The organism is Lentilactobacillus sp. TOM.63, assembly GCF_030361045.1.
Lineage (GTDB): Bacteria > Bacillota > Bacilli > Lactobacillales > Lactobacillaceae > Lentilactobacillus > Lentilactobacillus dabitei.
Genome location: NZ_JAUCAP010000006.1, coordinates 1 through 15,641, shown reverse-complemented (window position 1 = coordinate 15,641; position 15,641 = coordinate 1). Strand labels below are relative to the sequence as shown.

Below are 15,641 nucleotides of genomic sequence, written 5' to 3'. Positions count from 1 at the left end.
TTGCCTGGAGGAGCTGTCCTCAGCGCTGTAACCGAATACCCACACCCACACATTATTAATTTCTCAGTGTCCCCAGCGTTTTCCAAATCTAAATGAAAGGTGATGGTTTTCTTGAAATCTCAGATTAGCAACGGTCCGATTAAGTGCTTTGAAAAAACGTATTTACTAAAGGAGTTCATCAATTATGAAAGATTTACAAGATTTAAATCCAAATCCGTTAAGGAAACGTGATTACTTTGTCGTCAGTTCGATGCTGTTTGGTTTGTTTTTTGGTGCCGGTAACTTAATTTTCCCAATTCATTTGGGTCAACTGGCAGGTTCTCATTGGGTGTTGGCAACACTCGGCTTCCTCGTGACTGCGGTGTTACTACCATTACTCTCGGTGCTGGCGGTTGCCGTTACCCGTTCTGAAGGAGTTTATGATATTGGTAAGCCACTTGGCCCAGTATTTGCCTTGGTGTTCATGATCATGATTCATGCAACCATCGGGCCATTATTCGGGACACCTCGGACGGCTACCGTTCCATTCAGCGTTGGTGTGCAGCCACTATTGCCAGCGTCAATGGCCCACGTTGGTTTACTCGTATTCTCAGTCGTATTCTTTGGGTTGGCATTTCTCATTTCATTCAGAGAATCTAATATCATGACGACAATTGGAAAAGTGTTAAATCCATTATTCTTGCTGCTATTATTTAGTGTTTTCCTACTTGGTTTCACGCATCCAATGGGTAGTGCCGCTGATCAAGCTGCTACGGTTGCTTACAAACACGCTTCATTCTTCAACGGTTTCTTGCAAGGCTATAACACGATGGACGCCTTGGCTGGATTAGCCTTCGGGGTAACTGTTGTGACTGCTGTTCGTCAACTTGGTAAAACGAAACCCAGCAGTAACGCCAAAGTAACTGCAAAAGCTGGCGTATTCGCGACGGCCGCTATCGGTTTTATCTATGTTGTTTTGATCTGGTTGGGAACGACAACCTTGTCTACTTATAAAGTTTCCGCTGATGGCGGGGTTGCCTTCAATCAGTTGGTCACTTATTATCTTGGCGGCTTTGGTCACGCATTACTGGCCACTTTATTGACGGTTACTTGTTTGACGACGGCCGTTGGGTTGGTTGCAGCATTTGCTCAAGACTTCCACAAGCATTTTCCAAAGGTTAGTTACCGAACTTGGTTAAGTTTCATGTGCTTGGCATCGTTTGGGACTGCCAACTTTGGCCTTGATACAATCATCCAGTGGTCGACACCAATGCTGATGTTCCTGTATCCATTCGCAATGGTCTTAATCTTGCTGTCAGTATTTTCACCGTTATTTGACCGCGATCCAGTTGTTTATGCGTTGGTCGTTGGTTTCACAACTGTACCAGCCGTACTCGACATGGTTGCAGCATTCCCACCAGTTGTCAGCCAGAGCGCCTTTGGGCAGGCTTTAGGTACCTTCCAAGCCCATGTCTTACCATTTGCAAGTCTCGGGATGGATTGGGTTGTCCCAGCCGCTATCGGTACAGTTCTTGGATTAGGCTATCATTTCTTACGGCCAGTCTTGGGCAGAACCCGGGCAACGAGTTCTCAGTCAGAAGATAACTAAAATTAGAAAACCTATTCTTTATTTTAAAAGTAAAAGAGCTTGCATCTTGGCAATTATGCTGAGATGCAAGCTCTTTGTATCGTGACGATGATTACTCATCCTTAAGCAATTTGTACGGCTTGACTTTTCCATTACGGACGTCGTTGGCTCTGCGCCGTAACTCAGCCAGATTTTCAGGGTTGTAGAAAGGGTCGCTTGAAATATGGTCAGTCGTTGATAGCTGCTTTTGTTCCTTTTCTGAGTGTTTTTGAGGGTCAGACATTTTTGGACCTCCTTGCGACGTAGATTTATCTGGTGAGAGGCAACGTCAGTTAATAATGCGATATATCTGGACTGAGTTAAAATGTGTTCCACCACGCAGCACAGTCCATACTCTGGATTAGGACCGCTCCGACGCAACTGATGCTAAAATCTAAAGGGCTTTGAACTCAAACCCAAAACCGGGGTTTAAGTCCAAAGCCCTTTAGGTACCGCATCACCCGTTGCTCGTCGCTCACTGGTTTAGGACAGCTCCGCTAAGCAATAACCTGCACATAAGCACCCCAAGCAAAAATCCAAAACCAGGATTTCTGCTTGGGGAGACTTATGCTCCGGTTATTAACCGCTTAGCCCCGCTCACTTATTTAGGACAGCTGCGTAAAGCAAGAATCTGCATGTAAGCACCTACCGAAAAAATTCCAAAACCAGGAATTTCCCCGATAGGAGACTTACATTCCGATTCTTAACCGCTTTACTCCGATCACTGAATCACATCGGAATAAATCCGCCATTTTCCGTCATCAACTTATTAAAACCAGTAACCGTTTCGGTCCGATTCCAATCCCGCTGCAGTTCACAAAGCATTTGTGGAATTGTAATTAAATGAGCACCGGCTTGTTCCGATCTTCTTAATGCGGTTTCGTGGGCGATCGTTGAAGTGCCGCCAACTGCATCGACAACTGGATAAACTTCATAGCCTTCCTTAATTGCATCAAGGGTTGGGAAGGTTAAGCAAGCCTCAGTCCATAAAGCGATGATAATAATTTTCTTACGGTTCGGGGCTTTGACTGCCTTGTTATACTCCTTATCTTCCCAGGCATTGATCGACGTTCGGTCATAGGAAGGGTGGAAATCGCCGACCACTTTTTTGATTGAAGGAATTGTGTCATTTTCTGCTTTGCCGTTGGCTCTGACAGTTGTCAAAACAATTGGTAATTTGTACAACTTGGCAACCTTAGCTACCATCGTGGCGTTAACAATCAAATCGGCATGCTTCATTGAGCCAATTGAGTTAACTTGTAGGGTTGATAATCAATAATTGTTAAAAGAGAGTTTGAAGGTGAAAGCAATTCATCATCTTTACCGCGTCTGTCCATACTTGTCATAACAAAGAAAACCTCCTTAAGGTATAAATCCTGAATTCGCTTTCATGATACACCGAAATGGTTTTAGAAACCACGGAATTTTGTAAAAAATAACAGGCGCTTGCAAGTTTAGCTGATTGAATTATGATAGAAAGTAATGATATAAAGACAAAGCGGCGATTTAAGAAATGAAAAATAAATTATTACAATTTATGGTGATTCTTGTAGGGTTACTGATTGGTTTTAGCCTTTATAACCCCTTGGTAAAGGCATCGGCCGTTAATAACTATATTGCGAGTCATCAGATTTCCCATGTATCGATTACTAAGAAAATTTGGGGTGGCTTCCCACATTATAAATATCGCCACGGCAAAAGTAAGCCGGAGGGCGTGGTCGTTCATGAAACGGGTAATTCCCGCTCAGATATCTTTGATGAAATTGCCTATATGAAAAAGAACTATCGAAATGCCTTTGTCCATTCTTTTGTGGATGACGATCATATTATTAATATTGCCAGCACCAAGTACCTCTGCTGGGGCGTTGGTTATCCCGGCAATGCTAGGTTCATGCAATTCGAACAGATTGAAATGCATTCGAAAAAGAATTTTGCCGAGGAAGTAGAAAACGCGGCTTACTACACAGCATACTTACTCAAAACGTATCAATTGAAGCCAAATGATGCCTGCTATGATGGTAAGGGAACGGTTTGGTCGCACGGAGCGGTTGCGAAATACCTGGGTGGCTCAGACCATACCGATCCAACCGGCTATTATAAGAAATGTGGGAAAAAGTATTTTCATCAGTCGTATACAATGAAACAATTTTATCATTTAGTTCTGACCAACTATCATAATTTGTAAAGCTCCATAAAAGTTATTTGTAAAAATGAAAATTTTTATTTACAAATGGCTTTTTTTATTTTATGATCTAAAGAGTAATCAGTACCATTTAAAAAGAGGAAGAGGTAATTCGATGTTACATAAGTTGTCCAAGTTTAAGTTATTATTTGTTGCACTTCTGGTTGTTGGCCTTGGTGTTGTTGCTGCAGGCTGTTCCAATCAAGGCTCATCAAGTAACGGCAAAATCAAGATCACCGCTACTACTGATTTTTATGGGGAAGTTGCTAAGCAGGTTGCTGGCAAGCATGGGGATGTCACTTCAGTCATTACAAACCCTAATATTGACCCCCACGATTATCAGCCAACAACCAAAGTGGCTAAACAAACAGTTGGCTCAAAGATTGTGATTGCCAATGGGATTGGCTATGATGGCTGGATGAGCAAACTCGTTAAGGATAGTAAGAAGGTCGACTACATTAAGGCTGGCGAAGACTTGATGGCTAAGCAAAATGGCGATAATCCTCATCTTTGGTATAACCCGGCAACGATGCCGAAGTTAGCCAATACAATTGCCACCAAGCTTGGTAAGCTTCAACCAAAGAACAAGGCCTATTTCAAGAAGAATGCTAAGAAGTATATTGCGTCATTAAAGCCAATTAATGATAAGATTGCCCAATTAAAGCAAGTTGCTTCAACTAAGAAGAACAAGGAAGTTTATGTCAGCGAACCAGTCTTTGACTACGCCTTGCAAGCGATAGGCTTTAAGGTCGGCGATGCTCAATTTGAAAATGATACCGAAAAAGATGTTGATCCTTCACCACAAACAATTAAAGATATGCAAAACGGTATCAAAAATCACAAGATTGCATTCTTTGTATTTAATAAGCAAGTTGACGATAAGACAGTGAATAACTTAGTTGCCTTGGCCAAGAAGAATAATGTGCCTGTTTTGCCTGTAACTGAAACTCTGCCGGCAAACAAGGACTATGTTCAGTGGATGGATAGCCAGTATTCACAATTACTGAATATTTTGAAATAAAATTCACATTCGGTGTCAGTTTCGCCAATTTGAACAAAATTTGTAATTAAATATGCAACATGGTATGTTAACTCTTGATGGTCTTTCAACTATCAAGAGTTTTTTACTGTAATCCATGTTATCATTTTCACATGATCTAAAATACATTTTTGAGGAGCTGAATGGAGTGGAAAAACAGAAACAAATTGATATTTTGTCAAATTTAATTGCGATTCAATCCGTTAATAATCATGAGGATCAGGTTGCTGATTATATCTCATCGCTTTTTGAGCCTTATAAAAGCCAAGGTGTCAAAATAGAGCGGGTAACCTATGCCCCGCACCGAGATAGCTTGATCGTCACCATTGGGAAGGGTGAGAAGGTGCTGGGGTTTTCCGGTCACGAAGACGTTGTTGATGCCGGAGACCGCCAGGCTTGGAATAGTGATCCGTTTAAAGCAACCATTAAAGATGGTAAATTATATGGCCGTGGCGCAACGGACATGAAGAGCGGCTTGGCAGCGTTGATTGTCGCGATGATTGATATGTTGGAAAGTGATTCCGTTCCCGGTAAAATCAAACTATTTGCAACCGTTGGCGAAGAAACTGGGGAATACGGGGCGGCCCAACTGACCAAGGAAGGCTACGTTGATGGGATTGGCGGCATGTTAATCGCCGAACCTGGTAATGAGATGAGCGAGGTTGGCTTTACTTCCAAGGGCGTTATTGATTACATTATTACCTCAATTGGTAAGGGGGCTCACAGTTCTCAGCCGGAAAAAGGGGTTAACGCGATCGACCATTTGATTGATTTTGCCAATGAAGTCAAGCCGTTAATGGCCCAATTTAATAAAGTCGATCCTATGTTAGGAAAATTAACCCACGTTCAAAGCCTCTTTAATGGTGGTGAGCAGATTAATAGTGTCCCTGCGAAGGCAGTCATTAAGGGTAACATTCGGACAATTCCAGAATATCCCAACAAAGTTGTTTTTGATGCCTTAAATAATTTGGTGGGTAAACTGAATCAAAAAGAAGGTTATGAATTAAGCATTCGGTATAGTTTTCCTGAAGAAGCCATGCCAGGTGATGCCAATTCACCGTTTATCAAATTAATTAAAAAAGTTCATGATCAAATGTATGACAAGCCTTTAGTTGCGAATGGCCAATCTGGCGCCAGCGATGGTTCCGAGTTCTTACACGCTAAAGGTGATTTTAGTATTGCCTTATTAGGCCCGGGCAACGGAACCGCTCATCAAAGTAATGAATACGTTGATGTGGCGGTTTACCACAAATCGGTCGAATTCTATAAGCAGTTCGCAAGCGCATTTTTTGAATAAAGTGGGGTGAAATTGAATGGATCATTCTAACCAGCCAACAAAGCATCGATTTAAGATGCCATCGGCGTTCACAATTCTCTTTGGAATTATTGTATTTATTGCCATTTTAACCTGGTTCATTCCAGCCGGAACGTACGCGACGACTGCTGACGGGAATCTTATTAGCGGTACTTATCACACAGTTGCCAGCCATACCCAAGGCTTATGGGATGTGTTGATGGCCCCGATTATTGGGATGATTGGCAACAAGCAGACCACCGGCGCCATTGAAATATCAATGTTTATTCTAATCATTGGTGGTTTTTTAGGAGTTGTCAATCAAACCGGTGCCCTGGATGATGGCATCCGGGCAATTGTTCACCGATATACTGGTCACGAAAAACGATTGATTATTATTTTGATGATTCTCTTTTCGGTCGGCGGTTCAACTTATGGGATGGGTGAAGAAACGATGGCCTTCTTCCCATTGCTAATTCCGATCATGATGGGGGTCGGTTATGATTCGTTAGTTGCCGTGGGGATTATTCTATTGAGCACTCGTGTCGGTGATCTGGCTTCGACGGTCAATCCGTTCGCAACAGGCGTGGCATCTGGAATTATTAAGATTTCTCCAGGTGTGGGGTTGTTTTCTCGGATCATTTTACTGGTAATTGTAACTGGGATGGCAATTTGGTTTGTCATTCACTATGCTGAAAAGGTCAAAAAAGATCCAACCAAGTCTTTAGTTTATAATCAGCGCCAAGAAGATATGAAACGTTTTTCGGTGACCGATCGAACCAGTGCGCCAAAGCCATTAACTAAGGCTCAAAAACGAGTTCTATGGGCTTTTTGCTTAACTTTTGTGATTATGATTATTGGTCTAGTTCCCTGGACAAGTATTAATAAAAGTTGGAATTTCTTTGACACGTTTAATACCTGGTTAACTGGAAACGCATTCTTTGGAACCGTTCTTGGAAAAGATATTCCATCTCTAGGCAGCTGGTACTTCAATGAAATCACGTTGCTGTTTTTGTTCATGTCAATTGTTATTATGTTCATTAGTCATATGAAGGAATCTCAGTTTATCAAAGCGTTTATGGATGGGATGGCTGATTTGTTGAACGTTGCCATCATTGTTGCCGTGGCACGGGGAATTCAAGCAATTATGAATAGCGGTATGATCACTGGCACAATTCTTCATTGGGGTGAAACTGGCTTGAGTGGGCTACCTAAGCCGGTATTTGCCATCTTAGCGTTTGTCTTTTTCTGTGTTTTATCATTGTTAATTCCTTCCAGCTCTGGATTAGCTGCAGCGACAATGGGCATCATGGGATCGTTGGCGGCCTTTTCACACGTTGAAGGCAGTGTTGTCGTTTCTGCATTCCAGGCATCATCGGGACTGATCACTGCCATTACCCCAACATCGGCTATTTTAATGGGGGCTTTGGCATTATCGCACGTTAGCTTGACGGTATGGTGGAAGTGGACGGCTAAATTAATTGTTTCGTTGTTTGCGGTTACGTGTGTTTTCTTAGCCATTGTATCGGTTATGTAATTTATTTTGATTAGAGGCTGAGACATTAGTCGGCAAAGTGTTTACAAATTTCTCCTTTTTATATTGATAAAACTTGCGACAAACGGTTGATCACCGCCGTTTAAGCCAAAAAAGTCATGCATTTTACAACCAGAATGCATGACTTTTTTTGGCTTAAATTTTGGGATCAAATTGCCTTTCGTCTCAATCTCTTAGGCAATTTAGTGTCATGATTTATGAATCATTAAGGAAGTCTAATACTTATTGAAAAACATATAAAAATAGTTGAAAGTCGACTATTATTTATTGAAAATCAATAAATAATTGGAGGCCATATTTTGAAAATTAAAACACTGTTCCTAAAGTTATCGTTAGTCTGTATTGGGATAATTATTGCGTTGCTCTGCGGCATCGCATTTCCCCGGACGTTAGGAAAATTAAGTGATATCTACCCACAAATTGGTTGGTAATTATATGTATTTGCTTTTTTCCTATACCTATCCGCGGTATTTTTCTACATCGCTGAGGGATATGCTTACCGAATTCTTCAATTAATTGATCATGATAATGTTTTCTCTGGCCAGGCGCTCCAGGCAATTAAGCGAATTAAGTATGCATTGGCGGGGATGGGGATTTGCTACATTTTTTTCCTGCCAATGGTTTATCAGCTTGCCATTGCTGAAGACGCGCCTGGATTGGTTTTGATGATGGCGATTGTTGCAATGATTCCGTTCGTTGTGTCCGTCTTCGCAGCAATTTTGGAAAAATTACTTGAAAAGGCAACTCAATTGAAACTTGAAAGTCAATACACGGTGTGAGGTGAGAAAATGGCAATTGTGGTCAATTTAGATGTGATGTTAGCAAAACGAAAAATGTCTGTTACGGAACTATCTAAGGAAGTTGGCATCACCATGGCGAATATTTCAATTTTAAAAACTGGCAAAGCCCGGGCAATTCGGTTTTCGACCCTTGATAAACTGTGTGAGGCGCTGATGTGCCAGCCGGGTGATTTGTTGGAGTATCGGGAATAATTACTCGTTGGAACATGATTGTTGTGAGCGGTAGAGGCTCGGAAATTCGCTGACGAAAAATCACTATCGAGACGTGATGGCAATTCCAAACCGATTTTGAATCGAGTGAGTGTATTGAATTTAAAATAATTTGGTAAGAAAATAGGCCAAAATAAAACTGGTAGTCAGGATCGAATAAAAAAACCCATGACTACCAGTTTCACGTTGATTTTAGAACTTACCTATTTGATGTCTGAAGCACCTATCCAGGATCGCATCACCCAGTAATTTGCCATTACATTGAGTAAATGCGCTCCGACGCCCCTAATCCCTCCTGCATAAGTTAAAGGGTCCAACGATGAACAAAAGGCGTTCACCATTGGACCCTTTAACTTATGCTCCGGGATCACCCAGGGCTTGTCGCGCTCTACTTCAGATAGCCTCTCCAAATCCAGCCACCATGGTTTCCCGTGGTGCTCTTGACATGATAATAAATTGCATAATGACCGCTATTCTTCTTATATAATTTCTCATGCGCATCGGTGACCCAAGTGACGTTTGGTAATGCTGAATTATACCCGTAACGAGTGCCAAGATGCTTGGAATAACGCGCTCCCTTGGTGGTCGTATAGTAATGTCTGCCCATGTTCTTTCGCCAAACCAACTTAACCGATGCAGACCGCGAAGCCGAATATTGTTTGCCGGCTGATGGACCCGGTACCAAGACAACTTGGGGCTTCTTTGATGCATGGGTGGAAGTTGGCGTCGTGCTGGATGCACTCGATGAACTTGCGGCACTGCTACTGCTTGAGGAAGACGACGTGGCAGTACCTGATGTATTAACAATTCCTGAATTTAAGTAGTAATCATTATTCATTGAGCTGACATCCAGATTCTGGTTGATACTTGGGAAGCGGTAATCAGATGCCCACTGCCAGGCATTGGCGTTGGGATATTTGGAGCCGCTGGGCTGGTTCGGATAGTCAGCAATCCAGCCAGCATTCGTCGCATTGGTATCAACGTGAACTCCGAGCCAACTTGCCATCGTGTACAGATCGGTCTTATTGTAACCAGCTTGGTTCAATGCGGCGTCAAATGCTGCCAGGTTGGCATCATTGTCAGCTTTTGACACTTGCGCCAGTTCACTTGATTCAAAATCGGTGACCATGACAACGTTGGTCGAACTTGTCACTGATTTCACAGCGTTAATAAAGTTTTGAGCTTCGGCTTGAGCTTGGTCAGTTGAAGTAAAGTGAGCAAAATGATAAAAATTGATGCTTAAGCCAGCTTGTTGGGCGTATTGCACCTGTTGGGAAAGGTATGGATTCGCATATCCCGTTCCTTCTGAGGCTTTAATCGTGACGGCTTTAACCCCGTTTGAGGCCAGGGTTTGATAATCAGCGGCGGTTAAATTGCCCTGCCAGCTGGAAACATCAACCATGTCGGTTTTTGGTAAATTACTTGAAGGATAAAGTGCGGCGTTTGCATTAATCGAACTACCCATTAATATTCCGCCTGCAACTAATCCTAAAATTGCCAAACCAGATTTTCGGTTTATTTTCATACTTTTTCACCCTCATTTAAGTATTGTGTTCACTTGTGATACTAACACGAATAGCCGGTTTACAGAAGAATTTCCACTTAGATTTATCCTTTTTGCGATCTAATGAAAAACGCCAGTAAATTAATAGTAATACTCCGGCGGTAATTGTAATCGTTGTAATATTATTGGCATCTGGTGGGTACTAACTCGCCACGCAATTACGATTAAAATAAGTTGGAAAAATTAGGAGCGAATCACCTGACCAGCAAATCTGGTTTTTAAAAATTTCATGATAAATTCCTCTATTTATTCAGGAATATCGCCATTTTCCGGGATATAGTCAATCGAATCAGCAATCCGCTTTGGAATTGGAATTTGTGGGTCAACGTGGGGATTGTTCAGGTGAATCAAATTATAAGACTTGCGGTATTCACTTGGAGAGAGGCCCATTTCACTCTTGAAGCGGCGCATAAATACCTTTGGATCATTGAAGTATGAATTATCAGCAACCTGTTTGATTGGCATTTCTGTCCGAACAAGTAATAAGGTGGCAACCTCGATTTTGACGTGATTCAGATATTGAAGTGTCGTCATGCCGGTGTAGCGTTTGAATAATCGGGTTAGGTAATCAGGGTTGAGGTGGATCCGATCGGCAATTCCGGCAACCGTCAAGGTGCTGGACATGTTGGCCCGGATCCACTCCTTCATGTAATTGATGCGGGTGCTATCCTTACTAGCATCGGGGCGATTAAAGTAAGATTTGTATAGTTGAATCAATAAAGCAGATACAAGGTAATCGCGCTTTTCAATAAAGGATAGCTCATTGTGGATTGACAAGATCTGATGAATGAGAATGGTTGCTTCTTCATAATCTTGGAGCTTGAAATACATTGGTAAAAAAATTTTGCGCTTCTTACTTTGCTTGGCCTTCACTTCGGCCGTCATGATATCTTCATCCGAATTCACAGTATCTTCTTTGTGCTGTGAGAAAAAGTGCAGCCAGTAAAAGTCAACGTCAGCTGGGGAATCTTGATACCCATAAAATGTGGTAAATGGCGGAACAATCAGAACTTCATGAGGTTGCAGTGTATACCGCTGGTCGTTGATTTGAAGATAAACCGGTCCTTTAATACACAAAATTAATTCATAATCGCCTTTATGATACATTCTGCGATGACGCCAAGGCCCATGGGCAACAAACTCACCTCCCTTGTAGTATAGAAGTGTTTTTTCTAGTGTAAATGTGGAAAATAACATCATAAACGCCTCCCTAACACTTAATCGGAAATAGTCACCAAACATCCATAAACGGATCAAGTAAGCAAATGTCGGAAATGAGTGCCAGATATCATAAAATTATGCATAAAGGCATTTCATAAGCGACTTATTAGTAACTCATAATAGTAACTGGTCGGATTACATCACCTGTTTTGCTATTATAGCCCTTTTTTTCTGTTTTGAAAACGGTTACTATTTAACTTGTAAATAGGAAATGGATAGGAAATAGTTCTTTGGGCGGAGGAATCTTTGATAGAAAGGAAGTTGAAAATCATGTCGATGGCTAGTCCAACAAGAAGTTCACCTCCTTGAATAATGATCCTCAAATTTAGGAATTAGCTGGATGGTTTATTTTAATCGTAAATGAAAGCGGTTAAATGAATTCTATATATGCGCCGGTGGTTTTCACCATGAGTTCAAATGCAAAGGTTGACGCCAATATGGCGAGTACTCAAGCATAGTGATGTCGTTTACAATTAATTAACAATACCTTTAGGAGGAAATATTAAAATGCAAGTTTATTCAACGCCAAAATTAAATAGTGTCAAAGTTACTTCAGACTTTTGGAAACATTATCGTGAACTCGTCGTTAAAGAAGTGCTTCCTTATCAATGGAAAGTGATGAACGACGAAGCTGATATTTCAATTTCTGAAGATCCCCAAAACAATGGTCAAGACATAAATAGTCATGCCATTGCCAACTTAAAGATTGCGGCTGGGCAGATGAAAGGCCATCACTATGGCTTCCCATTCCAAGATACCGATGTCTATAAATGGTTAGAGGCGGCAGCTTACTCATTTGGCTACCACCCAAATCCAGATCTCAAGAAGATCACTGATAATTTGATTGATTTGATTGCTGATGCCCAAGAAGACGATGGCTATCTCTCAACCTACTTCCAAATTGATGCACCCGAACGTAAATTCAAGCGCCTGCAACAGTCCCATGAACTTTATACAATGGGTCATTACATTGAAGCTGGTGTTGCTTACCATCACGAAACCGGCAATCAAAAGGCCTTGGATATTGCAAAGCGCATGGCTGACTGCATTGACAAGAACTTTGGCCTAGAAGAAGGCAAAATTCACGGTTACGATGGTCACCCAGAAATTGAACTTGCGCTTTCTCGTTTGTACGAAGAAACCGGCGAGAAACGTTATCTTGACTTAGCTCACTACTTCTTGAATCAACGGGGTCAAGACCCAGCCTTCTTCGATAAACAGATTAAAGCTGATGGGGATAGCCCTGACCGTGATCTAATTGCTGGGATGCGTGACTTCCCTCGGGAATACTACTTGGCCGCAGAACCAATCAAGGATCAAAAGGTGCCTCAAGGTCACGCGGTTCGCGTTGTTTATCTTTGCACAGGAATGGCTTACGTGGCTCGTTACACGGGTGATAAGGACTTACTTGCAGCCTGTGATCGTTTCTGGAACGATATCGTTAAACGGCAAATGTACATCACTGGGAACATTGGTCAAACCACGACTGGTGAAGCATTTACCTACGACTACGATTTGCCAAACGATACCGATTATGGTGAGACCTGTGCTTCAGTGGGAATGTCATTCTTTGCTCGGCAAATGTTAAATATTCACGCCAAAGGTGAATATGGGGATGTCCTTGAAAAAGAATTGTTCAACGGTGCCTTGAGTGGCATGGCACTTGACGGCAAGCACTTCTTCTATGTAAACCCACTTGAAGCTGACCCAAAGGCCTCAAAAGGTAACCCAGGTAAATCACACGTCTTGACTCATCGGGCTGACTGGTTTGGCTGCGCTTGCTGCCCAGCTAACTTGGCTCGGCTAATTACCTCTGTTGATGAGTATCTGTACACCGTTAACGGTGACACCATCTTGTCACACCAATTCATTTCAAATGAAGCTGAATTTGATGATGGCTTGAAGATTGTTCAAACTAACCACTTCCCATGGAGCGGTGACATTCACTACGAAATCGAAAATCCTAACGACAAGTCATTCAAGTTAGGCATCCGAATTCCGAGTTGGTCGGCTAACTTTGACTTAGAAGTGAACGGTTCTGCTAAGGACTTACCTGTAGAAGACGGCTTTATCTATCTTAATGTTGATGACAAGTCATTAACCATTGATTTGAAGCTTGATATGGATGTGAAATTCATGCGTGCAAGTAACCGGGTTAGCGATGACTTTAATGAAGTTGCCATTCAACGTGGGCCAATCGTCTACGCTGCAGAACAGGCTGACAACCAGGCACCACTTTCGCTTTATGAAGTCACCCCAGGCGCTAAGACTGAATATAAGTATGATGAAAAGCTTTTAGATGGTGTTGGCGTTGTGAAGGTTACCGCCAAACGTCAAAAGATCGATGACGACAATGCGCCACTATATGTTGATGCGACCAAGCCGGTTGATTCTGACTCGACTGAACTTACCCTTGTACCATATTATGCATGGGCTAACCGTGAGAATGGTCAAATGAGGGTTTGGTTGAATAAGTAACCCAAGATTGATTAACTGAATACTTTAATTCAAGGAATCACTGAAAAGAGCAAACTTTTTGGTGGTTTCTTTTTGTATGAGAATACAATTGTTGACTAAAAACTAATGGATAGTCCCATTTTTCGGTAGCCAATGTAAATTTTCCTTAGTTTTGACAATGCTTATATCGATAATGAAAGCATAATATCGTTTTCATTATCAAAAAATCTCATCTTCCTATATCACTTATGACCGTTATGCCCTATAATACTAGTGATTATGAGGAATTATTGGAGTGATCCGATTGGCTGTGGGATTTGATTTGGAGGCAATTAATTATGAAAACTATGAAAACAAGACCTGAAATGGTAGCTTTTTCCATTTTGGCATTATCATTACTACCGATGTCGACGGGGGCAACTGCCGCAACGATTCCGGGATTAATGAAACAATTTACGGGTGTTTCTGCAGAGACGGCAGAATTATCGGTGACAATCCCATCGTTTACGATGGCAGTATTCATTGTGATTAGTAGCTTCATTATTAAAAAGATCGGCACCAAGAAGATCGTTCTCACTGGAACAGGGCTAACTACATTAGGAGCGATTGTTTCGATGGCGGCGCCAAACATCAGTTTTCTATTGGCCGGGCGGGCTTTGATGGGAATCGGCATTGGATTATTCAACGCCCTTTGTATTAGTTTGATTGATCGTCTATACAGCGGCCAAAAACGGGAAAGACTGCTTGGGTTCCAGAATACCTTTCAGGGCCTTGGGGCTGCTGGGGGTGCATTAGCGGTGGGACTCATATTGATGGTTGCAAATTGGAAAATGGCATTTGGCTTTTATCTGATTAGTATTCCATTGTTCCTGCTGTATCTGATATTTGTTCCCGAAATCAAATTTGATGATGAAGATGTTCAGGATGCCCAGAAAACTGATTCCAAAGTACCATTAACTTCTAAGTTCCAGTTTGGTTATTACTGGATTGTGTTATTCATTGTCATGGTCTTTTATATGACAGTTAATGTGAAGCTCCCTTCATATATACTAAATAATAATTTTGGTTCTTTGGCCGTCGGATCTAGTGCCGTTGTTATTCTGTCAATTGGGACAATAATCGGTGGCTCGATTTATGGGATGGTTTATGCCGTTTCAAAGCAGTTTACTTTGCTACTTTCAATTTTCATTGAAGCCGTGAGTGTTTTCGCAATTAGTGCTGCTGGGTCGTCCTTGACCTGTCTCATCGGTGCCTTTGGCGTAGGCTTCAGCTTTGGTCTCTTCATTCCATTCATTTTTTCGAAGGGACTGTCATTTGTGCCTCAAAAATATAGCAATGATGCAACGACGATATTGATGGTCAGCACCAATTCTGCTAACTTTCTCTGTCCATATGTTAGTAAACTGATTAACGTGGGCGGGACAGATCATAGCCTGTTCTTTACGGCTGGCATCATTGCGACGGTTGTATGCATCGTTGAGTTGGCCAAAATATTGGCTAATAATAAACCAAGAATTTCAAGACAGACAATCTAATGATCTAAGAGATTTTTTCTGTTAGATGACCTGTGATGATCTGCAAAGCAATCTAAGATTAGTCGGCAAAGTGTTTATAAATGCAAATCAGTTTTCCATTCCCTGATTTATTCATAAAAATACACAAAATACCCATCAAACACATGTTTCACGCGTTTGATGGGTATTTTGCATTTTC

12 protein-coding genes and 2 pseudogenes are annotated in these 15,641 nt (G+C 41.8%); 10 read left to right on the top strand and 4 right to left on the bottom strand.

The window, feature by feature from the left end; translation table 11 throughout:
* Positions 1-184 precede the first annotated feature (184 nt).
* Positions 185-1,588: a branched-chain amino acid transport system II carrier protein gene (brnQ, locus tag QUF07_RS01965; RefSeq protein WP_217164286.1), complete on the top strand. Its 1,404-nt coding sequence runs from the start codon at positions 185-187 to the stop codon at positions 1,586-1,588.
* A gap of 91 nt (positions 1,589-1,679) precedes the next feature.
* Here brnQ and QUF07_RS01960 read toward each other — a convergent pair whose 3' ends face one another.
* On the bottom strand, positions 1,680-1,850 hold the full coding sequence (locus QUF07_RS01960; RefSeq protein ID WP_217164288.1) for a hypothetical protein: 171 nt from the start codon (positions 1,848-1,850) through the stop codon (positions 1,680-1,682).
* A 485-nt stretch (positions 1,851-2,335) separates the two neighbouring features.
* A pseudogene (locus QUF07_RS01955) lies at positions 2,336-2,952 on the bottom strand (isochorismatase family protein).
* Between the two features lie 191 nt (positions 2,953-3,143).
* Here QUF07_RS01955 and QUF07_RS01950 point away from each other — a divergent pair.
* The 7 genes and pseudogenes from QUF07_RS01950 to QUF07_RS01920 all read left to right on the top strand — a co-directional run bounded on the left by QUF07_RS01950 (position 3,144) and on the right by QUF07_RS01920 (position 8,668).
* A complete protein-coding gene (locus tag QUF07_RS01950; protein WP_347339417.1) occupies positions 3,144-3,791 on the top strand; it encodes a peptidoglycan recognition protein family protein in 648 nt (215 codons plus the stop codon).
* A 112-nt stretch (positions 3,792-3,903) separates the two neighbouring features.
* Positions 3,904-4,809, top strand: a complete 906-nt coding sequence (locus QUF07_RS01945) for a metal ABC transporter solute-binding protein (protein ID WP_289426674.1) — start codon at positions 3,904-3,906, stop codon at positions 4,807-4,809.
* 166 nt (positions 4,810-4,975) lie between these two features.
* Positions 4,976-6,124, top strand: coding sequence for an ArgE/DapE family deacylase (locus QUF07_RS01940; RefSeq protein ID WP_217164294.1), 1,149 nt, complete (start codon positions 4,976-4,978; stop codon positions 6,122-6,124).
* Between the two features lie 16 nt (positions 6,125-6,140).
* On the top strand, positions 6,141-7,658 hold the full coding sequence (locus tag QUF07_RS01935; protein WP_217164296.1) for a YfcC family protein: 1,518 nt from the start codon (positions 6,141-6,143) through the stop codon (positions 7,656-7,658).
* Between the two features lie 317 nt (positions 7,659-7,975).
* Positions 7,976-8,107: a hypothetical protein gene (locus tag QUF07_RS01930; protein WP_289426673.1), complete on the top strand. Its 132-nt coding sequence runs from the start codon at positions 7,976-7,978 to the stop codon at positions 8,105-8,107.
* Positions 8,108-8,128: 21 nt separating this feature from the next.
* Positions 8,129-8,455: pseudogene (locus QUF07_RS01925) on the top strand (DUF2975 domain-containing protein); the annotation flags it as partial.
* Positions 8,456-8,464: 9 nt separating this feature from the next.
* Positions 8,465-8,668: a helix-turn-helix domain-containing protein gene (locus tag QUF07_RS01920; RefSeq protein WP_054748295.1), complete on the top strand. Its 204-nt coding sequence runs from the start codon at positions 8,465-8,467 to the stop codon at positions 8,666-8,668.
* A gap of 406 nt (positions 8,669-9,074) precedes the next feature.
* Here the strand turns inward: QUF07_RS01920 and QUF07_RS01915 are convergent, their stop codons facing one another.
* The gene (locus tag QUF07_RS01915) at positions 9,075-10,211 is read right to left on the bottom strand and encodes a GH25 family lysozyme (RefSeq protein ID WP_289426672.1); all 1,137 of its coding nucleotides are present in this window, start codon (positions 10,209-10,211) and stop codon (positions 9,075-9,077) included.
* A 285-nt stretch (positions 10,212-10,496) separates the two neighbouring features.
* Positions 10,497-11,447 carry a helix-turn-helix domain-containing protein gene (locus QUF07_RS01910; RefSeq protein ID WP_502878954.1) on the bottom strand — a complete coding sequence of 317 codons (951 nt, stop codon included), beginning with the start codon at positions 11,445-11,447 and terminating at the stop codon, positions 10,497-10,499.
* Positions 11,448-11,978: 531 nt separating this feature from the next.
* Between QUF07_RS01910 and QUF07_RS01905 the strand changes: the two genes are divergently transcribed.
* Positions 11,979-13,949: a glycoside hydrolase family 127 protein gene (locus QUF07_RS01905; RefSeq protein WP_289426670.1), complete on the top strand. Its 1,971-nt coding sequence runs from the start codon at positions 11,979-11,981 to the stop codon at positions 13,947-13,949.
* A gap of 317 nt (positions 13,950-14,266) precedes the next feature.
* Entirely contained in the window at positions 14,267-15,463 is a 1,197-nt protein-coding gene (locus tag QUF07_RS01900) for an MFS transporter (protein WP_289426669.1), read from the top strand.
* The last annotated feature ends 178 nt before the right edge of the window (positions 15,464-15,641 follow it).